The organism is Variovorax sp. PBS-H4 (genome assembly GCF_901827205.1).
Taxonomy (GTDB): Bacteria; Pseudomonadota; Gammaproteobacteria; order Burkholderiales; family Burkholderiaceae_C; genus Variovorax.
Map to the genome: position 1 here is coordinate 1,183,521 of NZ_LR594675.1, position 19,667 is coordinate 1,203,187.

A 19,667-nucleotide genomic window follows, 5' to 3' on the forward strand; every position below is an offset into this window, starting at 1 on the left:
TTACTCCTGGAAGGCATAGTCGGGCGTGCCGTCCGGCAACGCGAAAGGCACCACCCGCAGGCGGCTTCCGATGGCAGGCGGCTGGGCGCCAAACAGCAGTCGCCCGAACGCACGGACGCCAGGCTCGAAGTCGACCATTGCCAGGCCGTAAGGCGGCTTTTCCTTGCCGGGGTGAACGATCGTGAAGCTGTAGAGAGAGCCGGTCGGTCCGAGCTCGATCTCTTCGACCTTCTGGTTGTCGTGAACGAATTCGATCGGCGGAAACTGGGGTGGCTGCCCGGCCACGCGTGTGGCGACAAGCACCATGCCGCCGGGGGATTCACGGAAGGGGGATTCCGTTCGCTTGATGATCTTCAAAGGTCTCTCCTGTTTGCGTGGAGCTCGCCACAGCAACAGAAAGTATGGTGATCCGCGCCCCCGTGGTCATTGGATTTCTGCGCGGCATTCTTTAGCAGCGCTAAAGAGTGAAAGCCTGCAGTCCTGCTAAAGAAAGGCCAGCCAAACTGAAAGGACGGCGGCCGGGCGGACATGCATACTGAACCGATGAAAGAACAAGTTCGCGTACCGGTCACCTTGATGCGCGGTGGCACAAGCAAGGCTGTTTTTCTCTCGCAGCAGGACGTGCCCACCGATCCCCAGGCACGCCTGCAATTTCTTCTGGCTCTGTTCGGCAGCCCGGACGTGCGCCAGATCGATGGGCTCGGTGGCGCCGATATCCTGACGAGCAAGTGCGCCATCATCGGGCCGCCCTCTCGCCCGGATGCAGACATCGACTACACCTTTGTGCAGATCGGCATCGACCAGCCCACCGTCAGCTTCGAGATCGTCTGCGGCAACATTTCATCGGCCACCGGGGTTTATGCGTTGCAGGAGAAGCTCATTCCTGTGCAGGAACCCGTCACCACCGTGCGAGTGCACAACACGAACACGGGAAAGATCCTCCGCATGGCCGTGCAGTGCGAGGATGGCGAGCCGCGCGTGGAGGGCGACAGCGAAGTGGATGGAGTACCCGGCACCGGCGCAGAGATCGCGCTGGACTACTCGGACACCAGCGGCTCCACGACCGGCAAGCTGTTGCCCACGGGGCAGGCGCGCGATCGGGTCCACGTCTCGAAGCTTGGCCGGGAGATACCGGTCTCGGTGGTGGATGTCGGCACGGCATGCGTGTTCATCCGCGCCGCGGATCTGGGCATCACCGGCACGGAACTCCCCGGTCAGCTCAGTCCCGACATCTACGAGATGGCCGAGGAGGTGAGGCGCTGGGCCGTCCAGCGCTGCAACCTCCCATCGTCAGGGACTCTGACGCCGTATCAGATCCTGATCAGTGAAGCGCAGGACTATCGAACCATTGCCGGTGACCGGGTCGTCCGGTCATCGGAGATCGACTTCGTTGCGCGCATGGTGCTCAACGGCGGGGCGATGCACAAGGCGTTTCCCGGCGGCGGCTCGGTCTGCCTTTCCGTTGCGGCGCAGATCGCGGGGACGATTCCGGCGGAAGCGCGAGGCACGCATGCCGGGCCGACGCGCATCCGCATCGGTCATCCGAGCGGGGTGCTCAAGATCTTTGCGAATGTCGAGCACGCGGGCGAGAACGAATGGGCAGTTCGCGAAGTGCACTTCACACGCACGGCTCGGCGGCTGTTGGATGGAACGGCCTATGTGCGGCGATCGCGTCTCGATGCCGCCTCGGGAGACATCTCCATGCGTGTGAATACAGCGGCGGCATTGCCATGAACGCTCAGGATCTTTTCTCGCTGCGGGGCCGCACGGCGCTCATCACGGGCGGCTCACGCGGAATCGGCCGCATGATCGCAGAGGGGTTCCTGGCCCAGGGCGCACGCGTTTACATCAGCGCGCGAAAAGCCGCGGCGTGCGATCTGGCGGCTCAGGAACTCGCAGAATTCGGTCACTGCGTCTCGCTGCCGCACGACGTGTCCACGGTCGCCGGCTGTCAAGCCTTGGCCGGGGCCTATGTCGAGCATGAGCCGACGTTGGACATCCTGGTCAACAACGCCGGCGCGGCCTGGGGAGAAGACTTCGACTCTTTTCCAGAAGGCGGCTGGGACAAAGTGGTCGATCTGAATTTGAAGACGCCTTTCTTCCTGACGAAGGCGCTGTCCGGACCGCTGCGCGCCGCAGCCAGGGCGCGCGTGGGGAAAGTCATCAACATCTCGTCCACCGACGGCATCGGGCTCAATCCTCAAGAGAACTATTCCTACGTCGCGAGCAAGGCAGGCTTGATTCACCTGACGCGGCGGATGGCGCTGCGTCTCGCGCAGGACAACATCGCGGTCAGTGCCATCGCACCTGGGGCGTTTCCATCCGAGATGAACCGCAATGCCCGCGACCATGGGGAGGCGTTGTCAGGGCACATTCCCGCCAGGCGCATCGGCACGCCGGAGGACATCGCGGGCGCCGCCATTTTCCTCGCCTCGCGCGCAGGAGACTACGTGATGGGTGCCACTCTGGTAGTCGATGGCGGTGTGACCCACGCCCGCGCCTACCGGTGAGGGCGTGACGCGAAGGATTACGCCAGCGCGGGCGCAAGCTATGCCACCGAACGCCCTTCACCCGCGGCCAGCAGCCGGTCGTTGATATAGGTGGCGGGAGGCTTTCCGAAGGCCTTCTTGAACATCGTGATGAAAGCGGGCGGCGATTCATAGCCCAGGTCGTACGCGACCTGCTGGACGGTCGCTCCCCCCGATAGCTCTCGAAGCGCCACCATCATGTGCAGCTGGCGACGCCAGCGTCCGAAACTCAGGCCGGTCAGCGATGTGCACAGCCGGTTCAGCGTCCGCTCGCTCATGCCAAGCTGGCGGGCCCAATCCGTGAGAGTCCGGCGGTCGGAAGGGTCGCGCATCATGGCGCGCGAGACCTTTCGCAGCCGCGCATCCTCGGGCATTGGCAGGAAGATTTCTTCCATCGGCATGGCGCAGAGTTGGTCGAGCAGCACATGGGCGAGTCGGTCGCTCGGCCCACCGGCCTCGTAGGATGGCGGTCGTCCTGCCAGGTACTGGATCATCTCGCTCAGCATCGGGCTGATGCGCAAGGTGCAGCAAGTTGCAGGCAACGGCGCAGCATTGGGCGCCACGAACAGGTAGAAGATCACGGCGTTCGCCGTGCTGTGGTTGCTGTGCGGCGTCCCGCCCGGGATCCACACGCCCGCCTGGGGCGGAACCATCCACATCGCACCTGGCACATCGCAGGACACGGCCCCGCGCAGCGCCATGACCAATTGACCCGACCGATGCGCATGAATCGGAATCTCGCGCTCGCGTGCCTCGACGTCCACGCGGTGGGCCATGACGGGCACGGACGGCTCGTAGTCCAGGTCGAGGCTCGAGCCAGAGGAAGTTCGAACGGAGCGAGTCACGCTGGATGGCCGAAAAAAGAAATCATCTGTCCAAGCTTGCAATTCTAGTCTTGCACGTCGAACCATAGCATCTACACATGCAAATGATTCGCAACAAGATGGAGGTCCGATCGACACGATCGGGCCTCATCTCACGGGGCGCGCCGTGATTGCGCTGCCTCGTTTCTCCAGGCACGAGTGGCTCTTTTCTTTTAAGACCTTTGCCGCGGCGATGCTCGCGCTGTACCTGTCCAGCCGCTTCGGGCTGCCCCGGCCCTTCTGGGCGGTGATGACCGCGTACATCGTGGCCCATCCTCTCGCAGGGCAAGTGCGCTCGAAATCGCTCTACCGGTTGTGCGGCACTGTGCTGGGATGCGCAGCCACCGTGACGTTGGTCCCGTCGCTGTCGGGATCGCCGGTGCTTCTGTCGCTGGCCCTGGCGCTGTGGGTGGGGATATGCCTTTACCTGTCGCTGCTGGACCGGAGCGCGCGCTCTTATGCCTTCATGCTGGGAGGCTACTCTGCCGCGCTGATTGGCTTCCCGCTGGTGGACGCGCCCATGTCGATGTTCGACACGGCCATCGCCCGAACACAGGAGATCGGGCTCGGCATCGTGTGCGCCGGCCTTGTGCACAGCCTCATAGTGCCGGCCGGCCTCGCGCCTTCCCTGCTCGGGCTGATGGACCGCACGCTGGGCGGCGTGCAACGATGGCTCGGCGATCTGCTCAGTCTCGGCGCCGGCGAGGAGACCCGCGAGCGGCTGACACAGGACCCACGGCGGCTCGCACTCGACGTCACCCAGTTGCGGCTGTCGGCGACCCATGTGCCCTTCGACGCCAGCAACCTGCGCTGGACCGAGGAGGCTGTACGAGTCTTGCCTGACTGCATTGCAGCACTGACGGCTTCGCTGTCAGCACTGGAAGACCGGCTTGAAGCCCTGCGCAATGCGGCTGGTGGTTTGTCCGACGAGATCGCGCGGGCCATGGCCCAGATCGCTGCCTGGCTGGATGCCGGCGCGCTGCGCAGCACCCTTGACGACGTTCGCGCCGCTTTCCGCGCGCGAGCGGCGGACGCGAAGGATTCGGCCTGGGTACGCGCACTGAACATCGACATCGCCGCCCACCTCGACGAGGTGGTTGCGGAATGGAACCGATGCACGGCGCTGCGCGGCGACATCGCCGCCGGCCTGGCCGGCCGTGCGTCGCCGCTGCGGCGAAGAAGGGCTTCGCCTTCACCGAGCCTTCATGTGGACAACGGCTTGGCGCTGCGTTCAGCTTTCACCGTCGTGCTCTCCACCTGTGCTGCATGCGCTGCATGGATCATCAGCGGTTGGCGGGCGGGGTCATCGATGGCCGTGGCGGCGGCAGTCTTCTGCAGCTTCTTCGCCACCCTGGACGACCCGGTGCCAGGCATGCACAAGTTCCTGGTCGCCCTGCTGTGGTCGATACCTGTGTCAGCGTTCTACATTCTTGGCGTCATGCCGCTGGCGAACGACTTCGGCATGCTGATGCTGTGTGTCGCACCTTTGTTTCTGGTCGTGGGCGGCTACCTCGCCCGCCCGGCCAACAGCCTTGCGGCCCTGGGCATGTTCTTCGGCGTGGCCGGCACGCTGGCCCTGCACGACATTGCCAGCGCCGATTGGGTCAGCTTTCTCGAGAGCAACCTGGCCTTGTTCGCCGGCGCTCTGATTGCCGCGCGCACGACCGCCATCGTGCGCAGCGTGAGCAGCGAGTGGAGCGCTGAGCGCATCCATCGGGCCACCTGGCGTGACTTGGGCGAGATGGCGACGCGCCCACAACGCGGGCTCGCACGCGATGCCTTTGCCGCCCGCATGCTGGACCGCATCGCCCTCCTGGTTCCACGCACCGCTGAAGGCACCGAGCCGCAAGGTAGAGCTGCGGCGCAGCTTGCCCTGCGCGAACTTCGCATAGGCGCCAGCATCTCCGTCCTTCAGCAGCATCGGCACTTGCTGCCCGAAGTGCCCTCACGCCAGTTGCTGGCCGCGCTCGGGCGCGCTTTCCGTGCCCTGGCCACGGGCTCGCTACCGCGGCTCGATGCACTGCTGCCGCAGATCGACCGTCTGCTGGTCCATTCCCTCGCAAGCACCGCCCGTGCCCCCGCAGTTACAGCGCTGGTGGGATTGCGCAGAGACCTCTTTCCTTCGGCGTCGACGGACCTGCAACCATGATCGAGACAAGCTTCCTTGGCGTGTACGTTCCATGCCTGCTCCTGTTTGCAGGCGGCGCAATGGTCTGCGCGTGGTGGCTTCGACGCCTGCTCTCGCTGGCCGGAGCCTACCGATGGGTATGGCATCCAGCCCTGTTCGATCTCGGCCTCTACGTCTTGGTGCTCTATGCGTGGGTCCGCCTCGCCGGCGCCATCGCCATCTGACCTGGTTACCTCTCTTGCTGCTCGACCATGAAATCTGAATCCACCGGTCTTCCTGCCTGGACCTTGCGCCCGGTCCCGCTCTCCCTGCGCGTGCTGTCGACTGCGCTGGTCACCATTGCCGCTTGCTGGGCCGCCCTGCAACTCTGGAATTTCTATGAGCTTGCACCGCGGACCCGCAACGGTCGGGTGCGAGCCGACATCGTTCAAGTGGCGCCCGATGTTTCCGGCATGGTGGCCGTTGTTGCAGTGCGTGACAACCAGCCGGTCGTGGCGGGCGAGCTGCTCTTCTCGGTCGACGAAGCCCGCTTCACGCTGGCGCTGCAGCAGGCCGAGACTGCGGTGGCTGCGCAGCGGATCGTCATCGGCAATCAGCGGATCGCGCTGGCCCAAGCGCAGCGCGAGAGTCGCCGGAATGACGACCTGGGGGGTCTGGTTGCCCAGGAAGTGCGCGAGCAGTCCCACCTGCGCGTCGAGCAGGCCAAGGGCGCACTGCGAGCTGCCGAAACGGCACTGCGCCAAGCACAGCTCACGGTCGACATGGCGCGCCTGAACTTGCAGCGCACACAAGTACGCTCGCCCGCCGCGGGACGCGTCACCAATCTCGACATGCGCCAGGGAGCCTATGCAACGGCTGGCCACCCCGCATTGGCGCTGGTGGCTGCCGATTCGATCTACGTCGAGGGCTATTTCGAAGAAAACAAGCTATCGCGCATCCGGTTGGGCGATCGGGTACGTGTGACCCCCATGAACGCGCCCGCACTCGAAGGCAAGGTCGACAGCATCGTTGCGGGCATCGGCGACCGCGACCGGAGCACTGGTGCCAATCTGCTGCCCAGCGTGAATCCGACATTCAACTGGGTTCGGCTGGCGCAGCGCGTTCCGGTACGCGTGAAGCTGGACCCGCTACCGGCCAACGTCCACCTGGTCGTTGGCCAGACCGTCTCCGTGGAGGTCCTGGGTGCTCACGGCGGCGCCACCGCCGACGCGGCGGCGCAGGTTCAGGCGTCGCGGACATGAAGCTCCCTCGCGTCTTCGCTCTCGCAACCACTGCCGCATGCGCTCTTTTGGTTGGATGCGTCCATGGCCCCGTCGGCCCCGGCTACGTCGCACCTGCTCCGCTCACTGCGGGGCAGGCTGCTTCGGCCGGGCCCTTTCTCTCCGCAGGCGCAGCCACATCGGACGCAGGGATGCCCGCGCACTGGTGGCGCCTTTTCGAAGATCCGCAACTCGACGGCCTGATCGCCCAGGCCTTCGAGCACAACACCGATCTACGGCAAGCCCTGGCCACGCTCGAACGCGCAATGGCGCTCGAAGCCGAGGCTCACGGGATCGAACAGCCATCCATCACCCTTGAGGGCGGCCCGAGCTTCGGTCACGTCTCAGGCTTGTCCCTGCTCCAGCACGACGATGCGCCGCCGAGCCGGCTCAGCTACAGCATGGGGTTGGCGGTGTCGTATCAAGTGGACCTCTTCGGCCAATTGCGCCGCGCGATCGAAGCCGCCGAAGCGGACACCGGCGCCGCACGTGCTGCGGTGGACCTGGTGCGCGTGACCGTTGCCGGTGGAACTGCGCAGGCGTATGCCGCGGTGTGCTCCAGCGGTCTGCAGCTGCGCGTGGCGCGGGCGTCCGTGCGCTTGCAGGAAGAAGCGCTCGCGCTTGCGCAGCGGCTGCAGCGCGCAGGCAGGGCCGGCACCATTGACGCTGCACGTATGCGCGCTCAGCTGGAAATCCTGCACGCCGCGGTGTCCCCGCTGGAAGCCCGGCGCCAGCAGGCGCTGTATCGGCTCGCCACGCTCACGGGCGCCGCACCCCGCGACTTTCCCAATGCCGTCAGCCATTGCGAACGACCGCCACGTGTTGCCGGACTGCTGCCGGTCGGCGACGGCGCTGCACTGCTCGCCCGGCGGCCCGATGTGCGGCAGGCTGAACGAAGCTTGGCGTCCGTCACGGCGCGAATCGGTGTCGCGACGGGCGATCTTTATCCCAAGGTGACTTTGGGCGTGTCATCGCGATCGTCCGGCTTTCTCGATCGATTCGCCAACCGTGAGACCTTCAGCTACAGCCTGGGCCCGGTGATCAGCTGGTCCCTTCCCGACACTGGCGTTGCGCGCGCGCGGATCACCCAGGCGGAGGCAAGCGCTCGCATGGCCGCGGCGCGATTCGAAGGCACCGTGCTGGGTGCTCTGCGAGAAGCTGAAACCGCGCTGGACGCCTACGCCCGCGAGCTCGACCGCCATGCAGCACTCGCTGCGGCGCGCGACCAGAGCCTGACCGTCGCCGATCAAACGCGCGCGCTGCAATTCAGCGGCAAGGTGGGCCAGCTCGATGCCCTGGACGCCCAGCGCACACTGGCCTCTCAAGAGGCCGCGCTGGCCGCCTCGGACGCCCAGTTGGCAGAGCATCAAGTCGCCGTGTTCATGGCCCTGGGTGGCGGCTGGGAGGGCAACCCGACGGCCCCCGCCCCATGAGGGCCGAGAGCACGCATTCACAACGCCCCCACTCCGTGAGCGACAGGATGAAAGATGGATGGATTCGAGCTTCTCAGAACCTTCGCGGAAGTTGCCGTCCAAGGCAGCTTCTCACGCGCCGCGGGCAGACTCGGCATCTCGAAGGCCAGCGCGAGCAAGCACGTCGCAACGCTGGAGTCTCGCTTCAACGTACGTCTACTCAACCGCTCGACCCGTTCGGTATCGCTGACCGACGCGGGCCGCCTGCTGCAGGCGCGATGTGCGCCCTTGATGGAAATGATCGAGCAGACCACGAGCGAACTGCAGGCACGCGGTTCGCACCCCAGCGGCCGCCTGCTGATCACGGCGCCCCACGGGATGGTCCAGACGTCATTCCCGCGGCTGCTGGGGGACTTCCTCACCTGCTATCCCGACGTGCAGCTCGACCTGAAACTGAGCAACCGCGCGATCGATCTGGTCGACGAGGGGGTGGACGTCGCCTTGCGGTTCGGGCGAATTGGCGACGAGAACCTGATCGTGCGCCGCCTGCGGCGGATGGGACTGACCCTTTGCGCCACACCGCGCTACTGGGCTCGGCGGGGTATTCCGGAACAGCCCGATGACATGCGAAAGCATGATGTACTCGCCTACTCGGTCACGCCGGGACCTCCACAAATCGCATTCGAAGTGGGTGGCCGGCCGTACCACGTTCCCATTCGCGGACGCATGGACGCCAACGACGCCAGCGCGCTGATCGGTGCAGCGTTGGCGGACATCGGTGCGGTGTGCGTTCCCGACCTGCTCGCGCAACCCTACATAGAAGGCGCCCACCTGGTTCCGGTGCTTCAGAACTTCATGCCCAGCGATATCTGGCTCTACGCAGCCTACACACAGCGCCGCCAAAATAGCGCTGCGCTGCGTGCATTGCTCGCGATGCTGGAAGTCCGGATGCAGGAGAGCACGGCTTCCCCTTCTGTCTCCATGGGCGCTGCACCTGCACCTCCCGTTTGACGGCGCACCCAAGGCCTCTTCGGTGCGCGACCTGCAGGCAGCGCTGGCGCCTCACAGGGTCAGCGTCGCGTGGTTTCCGCGTGCAGTCGCTCGACGAGTTCGTCCGTGGGCATCACGTCGGCATACTTGCTCGCCATGTCGAACAGGTTCACAGCGTGTGATGTCTGGGAGCGGTCGTAGACCGCATCCTCCGGGACCACGACCTTGAAGTTGAGCGAGCAAGCATCGACCACGGTCGCACGAACACATCCGCTTGTCGTGCAACCGGTGACCACGAGCGTGTCGATGCCGAGGCTGATCAGATAGCTGGTCAATGCCGTCCCATGGAATGCACTGGCCTGGAACTTGGGAATCGTGATGTCCTCCGGGCGCGGCTGGACCTCTGCGATGAAGTCGTATCCCCGCTGGGGCACGTTCATCACCGCGGGCACTTTCGTTTCGAACTGCCCGCGGTTGTGCACTCCCTTCGGGGCCACGTAGGGGTAGAGCACCGGCGCATGCAGCGCCCGGAACGCCGCCAGCAACCGCGCAATGTGCGGCACGGCACGCCAGCCGTACTCGCCGCAGCTCGTGGACATGTGGTCGATGGCCTGTCGAATCGGCATCGGCGTTTCGCCCATGGAGCGGTACTGGACGTCGATGATGAGCAGGGCGGGCCGGCGACCGAGGCCGCTGGGCGTGCCCCAGCCGGCCTCGCGATAGATGGCCTGCTCTTCCTCGGGAATGATGCCGTCCCACGGGCGGGGCCGGCGTTCGATGATGGAGGTCACGTTGTCAGATCTCCACCGTCGTCGCGTCGTAGGCGAGCAGCCAGTCGTAGCGTTCGCGCACGGCTTGGGACGACCACTGCTCTTCGATATAGGGCCATGCTGTCTCGCTGTTCGCCAAGGCGGGGCTGTGGAAGACGGACAGCATCTCCAGGGACTTTTGCTTGGTGCGGTTGGCGCGTTCGATGCGCGCGGTGTCGTAGCGTCTCAGCGCTGCCGCCACGTCATCCGGCGATTGTTCGAGGCAGCGTGCGAGCACGCAGGCGTCTTCCATCGTCAGGTTGACGCCCATGCCGAGGTACGGGGTCATCGAATGGCAGGCGTCGCCCACCAGCGTCACGCGGCCTTCGGACCAGCGCTCGAGCGGGTCGCGCACGAAAAGGCCCCAGCGAAAAAGGTTCTCGGAATGGATGAAGAGATCCAGGATGTCCTGATGCCAGCCTTCGAAGTCCTTGAGCGCGTCTGCGAGCTCTCCGCGCTCCGACCAGGACTCGGTCTGCCAGGTCGGGCTGTCCACCTGCGCGGAGAAGCTCACGAACTCCTCGCCATTGCGCTGCACGGGGTAGGTCGTGACGTGCGCGGTGGGGCCGATCCACGTCGAGGCGAGCGGCGCGCGGTGCTGGGGCTTGAGCTTGCCCATGGGAGCGAGACCGCGCCACGCGTTCGCGCCTGTGTAGCGCGCCGGCGCCGGGCCGAAGAGCGATTGGCGCACGCGCGAATGTGCCCCGTCGCAGCCGACCACCACGTCGCCCTCCACGAATGAGCCGTCCTCCAGCATCAGCTGCGCACGGCCGCCCGCGGTGCGCGCGCCGGTCGAGCGCACGCCGAAATGCACCGCGTCGGGCTTGAGCTTCACCACGGCCTCGTAGAGCACCCGCTGCAGCTCCGCTCGCAAGACCTGGATGAGCGTGTGGTTCGCCTTGGATGCATCGGCATCCCGGTTGTAGACGGAGCGCTGCTCGCCGGTCTTCCAGAAGCGAACGACGCGGTCCTGCGGCGGCAGGTTGATGGCCTCCACCGCCTCCTTCAGGCCGATGGCCTCCAGGACGCGGCCGCCGTTGGCCGAGATCCACAAGCCTGCGCCGACCTCGCGCAGCTCCGGCGACTGCTCGTACACGTCCACGTCGAAGCCCTTCCGCAGCAAGGAGGCCGCCAGCGTGAGCCCTCCCATGCCGGCGCCGGCAACGATCACGTGCAAGCGCCCTGGCTGTTTCGAATCCGTCATTGGTTCTCCATTTGATAACGCGATGGGTTGTGAATGAGGTCGAGGATGGCCTCGATGATCTTGACGTAGCCGGTGCAGCGGCAAATGTTGCCGCGCAGGTAGTGACGAACCGTCTCCTCCGACGGCTGGGGATGCAGCGCCAGCATCGACTTCACGGCGAGGATCATTCCGGGCGTGCAGAAGCCGCACTGCAATGCCCCGTGGGCGATGAAGGCCCGCTGCACGGGGTCCAATTGCTTGCCCTTGCCGAGCCCTTCGATGGTGGTGACGCTGCGCCCTTGCACATCGGCGCACAGCGTGGTGCAGCTCGAGGCAGGCAGCCCGTCGACCAGCACCGTGCACGCGCCGCAGACCTGCACGTCGCAGGAGCGCTTGGTGCCCTTGAGGCGCAGGCGATCCCGCAGGACGTCGATCAGCAGCTCGCGTGCTTCGATGTCGACGGAGGCTTCGACGCCGTTGAGCGTCATGTCGACGCGCATCAGCGGGAATTCGGTGGTGTGGGTGCTCATGGGAGGCAGGCGGCAATGGCGCGTTGCGCGAGGACTGAAACGAGGTGGCGCTTGTAGTCCGCGCCGCCGTGGAGATCGTCGTGAGCTTCGAGGCTCGCAGCGTCCGCGGCAACGGCCTCTTGCAGACGCTCCCAGACGGCCGGGCTCGGCAGGTCCGGTGCCAGCCGGCTCGCGGCTTCTTCGGCCTGCGCGAGCCGCACCGGAGCGGCGGTGAGCGCGCCGGCCCACAAGCTCAGCCGCTGCGGGTTGTCGGTGGACCAGACGGCTGCCACGCCCACTGCGGGTCGTTCGGTGTGGCCGAAGCATCGGTAGGCAGAGCGCGTGCCCGGCGACTGCGGCGCGACCTCGATGGCCACGAGCATCTCGTTGTCCTCGCGCGCGGTGGCGAACTCGCCGAGATGGAAGTCCCGCGAAGGGACTTCACGTTCGCCGTTCGGGCCGGCCAGCACGACCCAGGCGTCGAGCGCGCTCAGCATGGTGGGCGCGTCGGCATGCGGCTCTCCGAAACACAGCACGCCGCCGAGCGTGCCGGCGACGCGCACGCGGATGTTCGCCACCTGCTCGCTGAGTTCGGCGTAGCCGGGCAGGTGCTCGCGCACCAGCGGATCGTTCGCGAGCGCGTGGTGCGTGGTCAGCGCGCCGATCGAAAGCACGTCGCCTTCACGGATACGGACACCGCGCAGCGCCGGGATCTGCTTGATGTCGATGACGTGCGCATAGCGCAGCACGTGCGCCTTCAGCGCCACGAGCAGTTCGGTGCCCCCCGCGTGAAAGGTCGCGTCGTCGCCATGCTCGGCCTTGAGCGCCAGGGCCTGCGAAAGGCTGGTCGGGCGGTGGAGCGTGAAGCGTGCAGGACGCATCAGTCCCCTCGCTGTCCAAGCCCCGCGGCGACGCCGAGCAGGGGGGCGGCCAACCACCACCACGGCGACTGGCCGAACGCCACCGCCCCATGCGCGACGGCAACGCCGACGGCGACGCTGATGCCCACGCGGGGCCACAGGAGCACGAGTTCGACCCGCCGGCGATCCGAACGCGCGCCGGCGGTCGGGGAGGGCGCCGGCGAGCGGATGGCCTCCACGGCGGCCGCCGCGGGCTGCGATGGCGCAGGGCCCCCCGCCGGATGGTGTGCCGGTGCGGCCGGGCCCTGTGCGGCGGAGGCGGCAACGGGTGCCTGCTCCTGCGGCCGTGCATCGGGAAGACCGACGTCCGACAGCTGCGCACGCAGGCGCCGCTCGAACTCGGCGAAAAGCTCCTCCGATCGCTTCTTCACGATCGGATAGCCGAGCGAGGCCAGCCGCCCGGCCACCAGCATGCTGGCCTCGACGCCGAGCTGGCAGGCGGGGCCGCCGTCGGTGCGCTGCTCGGCGAGGTCGACCTTCATGCGCACGTCGATCGTCGTGCCCGTGAACTTGTCGGCGCCTGCGGCCACGAGCACGACCTGCTGCTGCGGCACGTGAGATTCGATCTCGATGCGCGTCGGCACCTCGAGCTTGAACGGGCCGATCTTCTGCTTCATCACCGCCGAGAAGCGCCGCAGCGGCTCGACCTCGGCCACGTTCTCGCAGCCCGGGATGAGGGTGGCGACACGCTGCACGTCGAAGAAGATGGCCCACAGCTGGGCCGCGGTTGCCGGCAGGACGGCGTCGATTCGGAAGTCCATGGGTCTCTCGTCAGTGATCGTTGTTGTCGGCCTTCGCGGCCTGCAGTGCGCGCCACACGCGTTCGGGCGTGAGCGGCAGTTCCTTGATGCGAATGCCCCAGCCCTGGAAGAGCGCATTCGCCACGGCCGGCGCCACGGGCAGGATCGCGCCCTCTCCGCCGCCGCGCGCACCGAAAGGCCCGGGCCCGTCGCCGCTCTCGATCAGCGTGGTGCCCACGTGCAGCGGGGCGTCCTCCATCGTCGGAACCTTGTAGTCGAAGAGCGTGCCATTGACGACCTGGCCGTCCTCGTAGATGTACTCCTCGGAAAGCGTGTGGCCCAGGCCCATGACCATCGCGCCCTCGTCCTGCCCTTCGGCGGCCTTGCGGTTGATCACATGCCCGAGGTCGGCGGCGCCGCCGACGCGCAGCATGCGGATGGCCCCCGTGCCTTCGTCCAGCGCGATCTCGCAGGCGTTCGCGCCCGTCTCCCAGAACAGCGGCGCGAGCTTGAAGGCGCCGTTCTTCGTGTTCGCATTGACACGGCCGACACCCAGGAACTCTCCCGCCGCCATGCCGTTGAAGCGGCGCAGAAGCTCGATGAACGCGATGGCGCCTTCCGGCCCCTTCACGCCCCCTTCCTCCAGCGCGTAGTCGTCCGGCGCGCCGCCGAGGACCTGGGCGGCCATGTCGCACACCTGCCGGACCACGTCCTCGCAAGCCATCTGCACCGCCAGCCCGATGATCACCGTGGAGCGGCTCGCGCCGGTGCCCCAGTCGTAGGGCGCTTGCAGCGTGTCGGGCTCCGCCGCGGCAATGACACGCAGCGGCTGGCGCAGCACCTTTGCCGCGATGATGCGCTGCACGCCCCGGTTGCCCTGGCCGATCTCCACCGTGTTGGCCGAGATGTTGACCGAGCCGTCCGCGCGCAGGCGCACGATGGCGCCGCCGATGGGCATGATCCCCGGGTCGCTGGCGCCGACTGCCACGCCGCGCCCGCGCCGGCCTTCGTGCGCCGGCTGCGGCAAGGTGTCGAGCGAACCGATGGCCGCGCGCAGCGAGCGACGCATGTCCACGTCCAGGGGGCGCAGGTCGGGCTTGATCGTCTGTCCCTTGTCGGCCATGTTGAGCAGGCGGAACTCGACCGGATCGAGTCCCAGGGCGGCGGCGATGATGTCCATCTGCGACTCCGTCGCCCACACGGCCTGGGGCCCGCCGATCGAGCGGAATGCCGCACCGGGCACGGTGTTCGTATAGACGCCCACGGCTTCGAGCGCGAGATGGGGGATGTGGTACGGCCCGATCGCGCGGATGGCCGACTTCACCGCGATCGACGGGCCGGTGTCGGCATACGCGCCGCCGTTGAGCACCGCGCGCACGGACTTGGCGACGATGCGCCCTTCGGCGCTCACCGCGGTCTTGAGCGTGATCTGCGCATCGAGCCGGCGGCAGGTGAGCATCGACTCCGAGATCGACAGGCACAGGCGCACCGGCGCTCGTGCCTTCCATGAAAGCGCGGCTGCCAGCGGATCGATCTTGACCGACGCCTTGCCGCCGAAGCCGCCGCCGACATAGGGCGAATGCACCCGCACGCAGGCGAGGGGCACGCCCAGGATCTCCGAGCAGACCCGCTGCACCGCGGTGGGCGTCTGGCCGCCGCTCCAGATCTCCAGCGTGTTGGGCTTCCAGTGCGCGACGCAGACATGCGGCTCCATCGCGAAGTGGAAGACCATCGGGAATGTGAAGGTGTCCTCGAACACGCGCACATCGCCGGCGAAGACCGCATCGACGTCGCCGCTCGCGTAGCGCCATTGCTGGAACTGGTTCGTTCCCTGCACCGGCGCGCATTCGCCGCGAAAGTAGTAGTCCTTGAGGACGTCCATGTCTTCGTGGACCAGGGGCGCGCCTTCGGCCAGCGCCTCGGCCGCCGTGGTGACGTAGGGCAGCGGCTCGTAGTCGACGACGATCGCATCGAGCGCCTCTTCGGCCGTGGCTTCGTCGACGGCCGCGATGGCTGCCACGGGGTCGCCCACATAGCGCACCTTGTCTTGCGCTATCACGGGGCGGTCGCGCAGCGAAAGGCCCCAGCGCGTCTGGGTGCCGGGCAGGTTCTTCAAATCTTCGCCGGTGAGGACGGCAACCACGCCCGGCATCGCCAGGGCCGCGCTCGCATCGACCCGCCGGATGCGCGCGTGGGGCACCGTGCTCCGCAGGATCTTGCCGTGCAGCATGCCCGGGACTTCCACGTCGCTTGCGTAGGTCGCCGTCCCTGTGACCTTCTGCAGGTAGTCGGCCCGCGGCTCCTCATGGAGCGGCAGCGGTGGCGGGTGCATGGAGGAATGCATGTGAGCCGGGCCCGCGGGCTCAGTCCTCGAGCGTGATCTTCGAGCGTGCGATCACGTCGCGCCACATCGCGGATTCGGCCGCCTGGCGCTTGACAACCTCTGCGGGTGTGCTCGACGTCGGCTCGACGCCCACCGCGCCCAGGCTGGCCTTGACCTCCGCCGAGGTCATGGTCTTCGCGACCTGCGGGACGAGCTTGTCCATCACGCTCCTGGGCGTGCCGGCGGGGGCATACAGCGCGAACCAGGTCACCGCCTCGAAGCCGGGCAGCGCCGTCTCCGACAGCGTGGGCACCTGCGGCAGGGCGATCGAGCGCTTCGCGGTCGTGACCGCCAGGGCCTTGAGCTTGCCGGACTTGATGTGGGTGAGGACGGCTGGCCCCTGCTCGATCGCCATGACCGTGCGGCCAGCGATCAGGTCCACCACCATCGGGCTGCTGCCCTTGTACTGCACGGGGAACACGTCGACGCCCGCACGCTGCTTGAACAGTTCCATGAACACGTGCTGCGAGGTGCCCTTGCCCGCGGAGGCGTAGCCGAATTTTCCGGGGTTGGCCTTCAGGTAGGCGATCAATTCCTGGATGGTGTTGACCGGCAGTGTTTCCGGAACGACCACATAGGAGGGATTGAAGCCAAGCATCGAGACCGGCTCGATGCGCTGGTAGACCTCCTTCATGCGACCGCTCAGCAGCGGCAGCACGGAGAACATCGACGAAGCGCCGATGAGCAGCGTGTGCCCATCGGCAGGCTGGCGTGACGCGTACTCGGCGCCAATGACCCCGGAAGCTCCCGCCCGGTTTTCGACCACGGCCGCCTGACCCAGTTCGGCGAGGCCGTTCGCGACGGCCCTCGCGTACAGATCAGTGGCGCCGCCTGGCGGATAGGGCGCGACGATGGTGATCGTCTTGCTGGGGAAGGTCTGTGCCTGTACGGCAGCCACCAGACCGATGGCGCATAGGGCGGTCAACCACTTTTTCCACGGGCGCATGGGCTCGACTCCTTGAAGAAAGATGAAGCGAAATCTCTTGGCGGCGCGCTCGATGGGAAAGAACGTCATTCCGTGCAAGAGAACGACATTCTGTGCAGCGGCACGATACAATGTCAAGCAGCTTTTTTCCTAGGTTGGACCATTCATGCCGCTGGAGTCCGAAACAGAACACAAATCTGGCGAGAAGGTCGACAAAGGCGGCGGCGTGGCCGCCGTCGAACGCGCGTTTGCCATCCTCAATGCGTTCCGCGCAAGCGACACGTCGCTCACGCTCAACGAGATCGCGCTGCGCACGGGCATGTACAAGAGCACCATCCTGCGGCTCATCGCCACGCTGGTGCAGGAGCACTGCATCGTGAGGCTGGACGACGGCAGTTACCAGCTCGGCTCCATGCTGCTGCATTGGGGCGGCCTCTTCCAGGCGTCGCTGCGTCTGGACGACCATGTGCCGCCGATCCTGCGGCGCCTCGTGCAGGAGACCGAGGAGGGTGCGTCCTTCTTCACGCGGGAGGGCAACCTGCGCGTATGCCTCTTCCGCGTCGACTCGCCCCGCTCGATCCGCGATCACATCCGTACGGGCGACCTGCTGCCGCTGGACCGCGGTGCCGCGGGCCGGGTGCTTGCAAGCTTCGACCGAACGATCAACCCGCCGGACAGCTTTCCGGAAGATCCCTGCATCGTGACCGTCGGCGAACGCGAGCCCGACATCGCCGCGATCGCGGCGCCGGTGTTCGGACCGCGCGACACCCTGCGCGGCGCGCTGGCGATCTCAGGACCCGCAGGGCGCTTTTCAGGCGACCTGGTTCCTGGCCTGGCACAAGCCGTGCTCAAGGCCGCGGCCGATCTGACCCGGCGCCTGGGCGGGGACTCTTCGCGGTTGGAGCGCGCAGACCGGGGCGGCGTGCCGCCGGCCGCAGGCTGAATCCGTCTCAGGAGGAGGTCGGCACCCGCATCTCGGGGTGGATCACGTCGCCTTCGTGCAGGATCTGCATGTCGTCGAGCCAGAGGCTGCAGCGGCGCATCGGCAGGTCGAGATGGCAGGCGGTGTCGTTGGTGCCGCCGAGTTCGAGATTGGGGCCGAGCGAGAACAGCACGTTGCCGTAGAACGAGAGGGCGTTCATGACGTGCTCGGCGGGCAGTTGACGCGTGACGGAGAACTGGTACCAGCGCGCCTTCTCGTTGAGTCCCCAGCCGATGTGCGAGATCGCATAGGCCCGCGGGTCGTCGAAGCTGTCGATGTAGCTCTTGATGAGTTGCGCATCGAGGCCGTCGCCCGAGATGTCGACCACCATGCCCTTTTCCACACGCAACGTCACGGGTGTCTGCACGTACTGCCTGAACGCGCAAAGGATGTCCCCGGGCTGCAGCACCACGACGCCGTCGACCCCGCCGTCATCGCCCTGCGTGAACGAGAAGCCCGATGGGAAATGATCCCAGCGGCCCGGCTCGCAGGTGTAGCCGTACTCCGAAATCACCGGGTACTGGCCGAGCCGGTAGACGATGTTGGTGCCCGCCGCGGAGGTGAAGCGCAGCTGGCGAGCCTTCTCGAGCAGGCCCTTGGCGTATTCCACCCGCCGGCGCAGGTCTTCCGTCGGGAACATCTGCTTGAGCACGTGGAAGGGCTCCATGACGCGCAGGATGCGCACGCCGGCCGCCTGGATCTCGGCCTGTTCGCGGGAAAAGAGCAGGCCCACCATGTCGATCACCATGCTCGCGGACTTGAGCGTGTGCATGGCCAGTTCGTTGCCCACGAGCGGATGGCGGCCCTGCACACCCACGGCATTGCGTTGGCCGCGCCGCACGTTGAGGTTGAAGGTGGTCGCTCCGAGCTGTTGCGCAGCGGCCATGAAGGCATGCGCGTTCTCCGCCCACTCGTCGTCCGCCGTGAGCACGACAACCGTCTCCCCCGGCTTCACGCCGCACATGGTGAGTTCGCGCGTGAAAAGATCCAAGATTTCCGCATCGAGTTTCATGAAGCGTGCCTTTCGGTTTCCGAGTCCTGATTTCCCAACATCGCGCCCAGCGCGCGGCTGAACGTCGCAAAGTCTTCCGCCTGCATCTGGTGGCCGACGCCGGCCAGCCGGACGGCCCGCAAGCCAGTGCGCACACGGCGCATCTCCTCGATGTCTGCATCCGACATCACGCCGCCGGTGCCTGCTGCGACCAGCGACACGGGCACCGTTGTACGCGCCAGGTCCTCGAACAGGTCCTGGGCGTGGAAGTCGTCATAAGCGGCGTGCACGGCGCGTTCGTCGCACGTCGGCAGCCACTCGAAGCGCAATCGCTGCAGTTCGCCAGGCCAGGGGCCGGCCCCGCCGGCCTGCGCCGCGGGGACGCCGTCGGCGCGCTGCGCGGATCGCAGCAGCTCCAGAGTGCGGGACTTGGGTATGGGGTAGGGCCTGCGTCCCGGTCCGCTCGTGGGGGGATCGATGAGGATGAGCGACTCGAAGAGTTCCGGCGCACCGGCAGCGGCGCGCACGGCGATGCGCGCGCCCATGGAGTGCCCCACGACAGCCAGAGGGCCGAGGCTCAGGGTGCGAACGAACGCCACGAGGTCGGCTGCGCAGGTATCGAAGCCGTAGTCGAGGTGGGCGCCGGACTCCGACAGGCCCCGGCCACGCACATCCAGCACGAAGCAGTCGTGGGTGGCGCAGAGCCACTCCCCCACATGGCGCCAGAGGATGGCAGGACTCACGATGCCCGGCACGATCAGCACGCGAGGGCCAGTGCCTGCGAAGTGCAGGTAGTGCTGGCGGATGCCGTTGGCCCGGATGTGGGCGCCCGAAGCAAGGGTCAAGAGTTTTCCCCAAGGTGCGTGACGTGCCGCAGCCACTGCCTTGCCGGTTCGACCTCTTCGGCCAGCAGAAGTGCATCTTGCGGTTTGTTCTATTGTACGAAATCACATTCTATTTTTGGAAACGACGGCAGTCAATCTAAGTGACCGCTGTGCCAAGGTTAGGGCGACCACCAACCCCTTTCAGATCGGCTCGACCTTGC

At 66.6% G+C, this 19,667-nt stretch carries 19 protein-coding genes; 8 read left to right on the top strand and 11 right to left on the bottom strand.

Features of this window, described 5'->3' with window-relative positions; translation table 11 throughout:
• Complete coding sequence (locus E5CHR_RS05600) at positions 1–357, bottom strand: Zn-ribbon domain-containing OB-fold protein (protein WP_162578769.1); 357 nt, start codon at positions 355–357, stop codon at positions 1–3.
• 171 nt (positions 358–528) lie between these two features.
• Here E5CHR_RS05600 and E5CHR_RS05605 point away from each other — a divergent pair, with 171 nt between their 5' ends.
• Positions 529–1,734: a 2-methylaconitate cis-trans isomerase PrpF family protein gene (locus tag E5CHR_RS05605; RefSeq protein ID WP_232061969.1), complete on the top strand. Its 1,206-nt coding sequence runs from the start codon at positions 529–531 to the stop codon at positions 1,732–1,734.
• Complete coding sequence (locus E5CHR_RS05610; protein ID WP_162578770.1) at positions 1,731–2,510, top strand: SDR family oxidoreductase; 780 nt, start codon at positions 1,731–1,733, stop codon at positions 2,508–2,510. The genes E5CHR_RS05605 and E5CHR_RS05610 overlap by 4 nt, the downstream gene beginning before the upstream one ends.
• Positions 2,511–2,548: 38 nt before the next feature.
• On the opposite strand, the gene E5CHR_RS05615 is transcribed toward E5CHR_RS05610, so the two are convergent.
• Positions 2,549–3,304 (bottom strand): AraC family transcriptional regulator, encoded by a 756-nt coding sequence (locus E5CHR_RS05615; RefSeq protein WP_162583579.1) that lies wholly within the window; start codon positions 3,302–3,304, stop codon positions 2,549–2,551.
• 214 nt (positions 3,305–3,518) lie between these two features.
• Between E5CHR_RS05615 and E5CHR_RS05620 the strand changes: the two genes are divergently transcribed.
• Genes E5CHR_RS05620 through E5CHR_RS05640 form a run of 5 tightly spaced genes read left to right on the top strand, consistent with a single transcriptional unit; the run spans position 3,519 to position 9,201 of the window.
• On the top strand, positions 3,519–5,540 hold the full coding sequence (locus E5CHR_RS05620) for an FUSC family protein (RefSeq protein ID WP_162578771.1): 2,022 nt from the start codon (positions 3,519–3,521) through the stop codon (positions 5,538–5,540).
• Entirely contained in the window at positions 5,537–5,743 is a 207-nt protein-coding gene (locus E5CHR_RS05625) for a DUF1656 domain-containing protein (protein ID WP_162578772.1), read from the top strand. Before E5CHR_RS05620 ends, E5CHR_RS05625 begins: the two co-directional genes overlap by 4 nt.
• 27 nt (positions 5,744–5,770) lie before the next feature.
• Entirely contained in the window at positions 5,771–6,760 is a 990-nt protein-coding gene (locus E5CHR_RS05630) for an efflux RND transporter periplasmic adaptor subunit (RefSeq protein ID WP_162578773.1), read from the top strand.
• Complete coding sequence (locus E5CHR_RS05635; RefSeq protein ID WP_162578774.1) at positions 6,757–8,211, top strand: efflux transporter outer membrane subunit; 1,455 nt, start codon at positions 6,757–6,759, stop codon at positions 8,209–8,211. The genes E5CHR_RS05630 and E5CHR_RS05635 overlap by 4 nt, the downstream gene beginning before the upstream one ends.
• Positions 8,212–8,265: 54 nt before the next feature.
• The gene (locus tag E5CHR_RS05640; protein ID WP_162578775.1) at positions 8,266–9,201 is read left to right on the top strand and encodes a LysR family transcriptional regulator; all 936 of its coding nucleotides are present in this window, start codon (positions 8,266–8,268) and stop codon (positions 9,199–9,201) included.
• Between the two features lie 59 nt (positions 9,202–9,260).
• Here E5CHR_RS05640 and E5CHR_RS05645 read toward each other — a convergent pair whose 3' ends face one another.
• The 7 genes from E5CHR_RS05645 to E5CHR_RS05675 are packed head-to-tail and all read right to left on the bottom strand — an operon-like array spanning position 9,261 to position 16,670.
• The gene (locus E5CHR_RS05645; RefSeq protein WP_232061970.1) at positions 9,261–9,971 is read right to left on the bottom strand and encodes an isochorismatase family protein; all 711 of its coding nucleotides are present in this window, start codon (positions 9,969–9,971) and stop codon (positions 9,261–9,263) included.
• 4 nt (positions 9,972–9,975) lie between these two features.
• Entirely contained in the window at positions 9,976–11,193 is a 1,218-nt protein-coding gene (locus tag E5CHR_RS05650; RefSeq protein WP_162578776.1) for an FAD-dependent oxidoreductase, read from the bottom strand.
• Positions 11,190–11,702, bottom strand: a complete 513-nt coding sequence (locus E5CHR_RS05655; protein WP_232061971.1) for a (2Fe-2S)-binding protein — start codon at positions 11,700–11,702, stop codon at positions 11,190–11,192. The genes E5CHR_RS05650 and E5CHR_RS05655 overlap by 4 nt, the downstream gene beginning before the upstream one ends.
• Complete coding sequence (locus tag E5CHR_RS05660) at positions 11,699–12,562, bottom strand: FAD binding domain-containing protein (RefSeq protein ID WP_162578777.1); 864 nt, start codon at positions 12,560–12,562, stop codon at positions 11,699–11,701. The genes E5CHR_RS05655 and E5CHR_RS05660 overlap by 4 nt, the downstream gene beginning before the upstream one ends.
• Positions 12,562–13,362, bottom strand: a complete 801-nt coding sequence (locus E5CHR_RS05665; protein ID WP_162578778.1) for a CoxG family protein — start codon at positions 13,360–13,362, stop codon at positions 12,562–12,564. The genes E5CHR_RS05660 and E5CHR_RS05665 overlap by 1 nt, the downstream gene beginning before the upstream one ends.
• Positions 13,363–13,372: 10 nt before the next feature.
• A complete protein-coding gene (locus E5CHR_RS05670; RefSeq protein WP_162578779.1) occupies positions 13,373–15,673 on the bottom strand; it encodes a xanthine dehydrogenase family protein molybdopterin-binding subunit in 2,301 nt (766 codons plus the stop codon).
• 31 nt (positions 15,674–15,704) lie between these two features.
• Positions 15,705–16,670 (bottom strand): Bug family tripartite tricarboxylate transporter substrate binding protein, encoded by a 966-nt coding sequence (locus E5CHR_RS05675; protein WP_162578780.1) that lies wholly within the window; start codon positions 16,668–16,670, stop codon positions 15,705–15,707.
• Between the two features lie 145 nt (positions 16,671–16,815).
• Between E5CHR_RS05675 and E5CHR_RS05680 the strand changes: the two genes are divergently transcribed.
• Positions 16,816–17,592: an IclR family transcriptional regulator gene (locus E5CHR_RS05680; protein WP_162578781.1), complete on the top strand. Its 777-nt coding sequence runs from the start codon at positions 16,816–16,818 to the stop codon at positions 17,590–17,592.
• Between the two features lie 7 nt (positions 17,593–17,599).
• Here E5CHR_RS05680 and E5CHR_RS05685 read toward each other — a convergent pair whose 3' ends face one another.
• Positions 17,600–18,643, bottom strand: a complete 1,044-nt coding sequence (locus tag E5CHR_RS05685; RefSeq protein ID WP_162578782.1) for a leucyl aminopeptidase — start codon at positions 18,641–18,643, stop codon at positions 17,600–17,602.
• Entirely contained in the window at positions 18,640–19,467 is an 828-nt protein-coding gene (locus tag E5CHR_RS05690; protein WP_162578783.1) for an alpha/beta fold hydrolase, read from the bottom strand. The genes E5CHR_RS05685 and E5CHR_RS05690 overlap by 4 nt, the downstream gene beginning before the upstream one ends.
• Between the last annotated feature and the right edge of the window lie 200 nt (positions 19,468–19,667).

Excerpts from the sequence above, each read along its gene's own strand:
- E5CHR_RS05605 (WP_232061969.1), top strand. The coding sequence starts at position 529 with ATGCATACTGAACCGATGAAAGAACAAGTTCGCGTACCGGTCACCTTG.
- E5CHR_RS05610 (WP_162578770.1), top strand. The coding sequence starts at position 1,731 with ATGAACGCTCAGGATCTTTTCTCGCTGCGGGGCCGCACGGCGCTCATC.
- E5CHR_RS05615 (WP_162583579.1), bottom strand. The coding sequence starts at position 3,304 with ATGGCCCACCGCGTGGACGTCGAGGCACGCGAGCGCGAGATTCCGATT.
- E5CHR_RS05625 (WP_162578772.1), top strand. The coding sequence starts at position 5,537 with ATGATCGAGACAAGCTTCCTTGGCGTGTACGTTCCATGCCTGCTCCTG.
- E5CHR_RS05630 (WP_162578773.1), top strand. The coding sequence starts at position 5,771 with ATGAAATCTGAATCCACCGGTCTTCCTGCCTGGACCTTGCGCCCGGTC.
- E5CHR_RS05635 (WP_162578774.1), top strand. The coding sequence starts at position 6,757 with ATGAAGCTCCCTCGCGTCTTCGCTCTCGCAACCACTGCCGCATGCGCT.
- E5CHR_RS05640 (WP_162578775.1), top strand. The coding sequence starts at position 8,266 with ATGGATGGATTCGAGCTTCTCAGAACCTTCGCGGAAGTTGCCGTCCAA.
- E5CHR_RS05650 (WP_162578776.1), bottom strand. The coding sequence starts at position 11,193 with ATGACGGATTCGAAACAGCCAGGGCGCTTGCACGTGATCGTTGCCGGC.
- E5CHR_RS05655 (WP_232061971.1), bottom strand. The coding sequence starts at position 11,702 with ATGAGCACCCACACCACCGAATTCCCGCTGATGCGCGTCGACATGACG.
- E5CHR_RS05660 (WP_162578777.1), bottom strand. The coding sequence starts at position 12,562 with ATGCGTCCTGCACGCTTCACGCTCCACCGCCCGACCAGCCTTTCGCAG.
- E5CHR_RS05665 (WP_162578778.1), bottom strand. The coding sequence starts at position 13,362 with ATGGACTTCCGAATCGACGCCGTCCTGCCGGCAACCGCGGCCCAGCTG.
- E5CHR_RS05670 (WP_162578779.1), bottom strand. The coding sequence starts at position 15,673 with ATGCACCCGCCACCGCTGCCGCTCCATGAGGAGCCGCGGGCCGACTAC.
- E5CHR_RS05675 (WP_162578780.1), bottom strand. The coding sequence starts at position 16,670 with ATGCGCCCGTGGAAAAAGTGGTTGACCGCCCTATGCGCCATCGGTCTG.
- E5CHR_RS05680 (WP_162578781.1), top strand. The coding sequence starts at position 16,816 with ATGCCGCTGGAGTCCGAAACAGAACACAAATCTGGCGAGAAGGTCGAC.
- E5CHR_RS05685 (WP_162578782.1), bottom strand. The coding sequence starts at position 18,643 with ATGAAACTCGATGCGGAAATCTTGGATCTTTTCACGCGCGAACTCACC.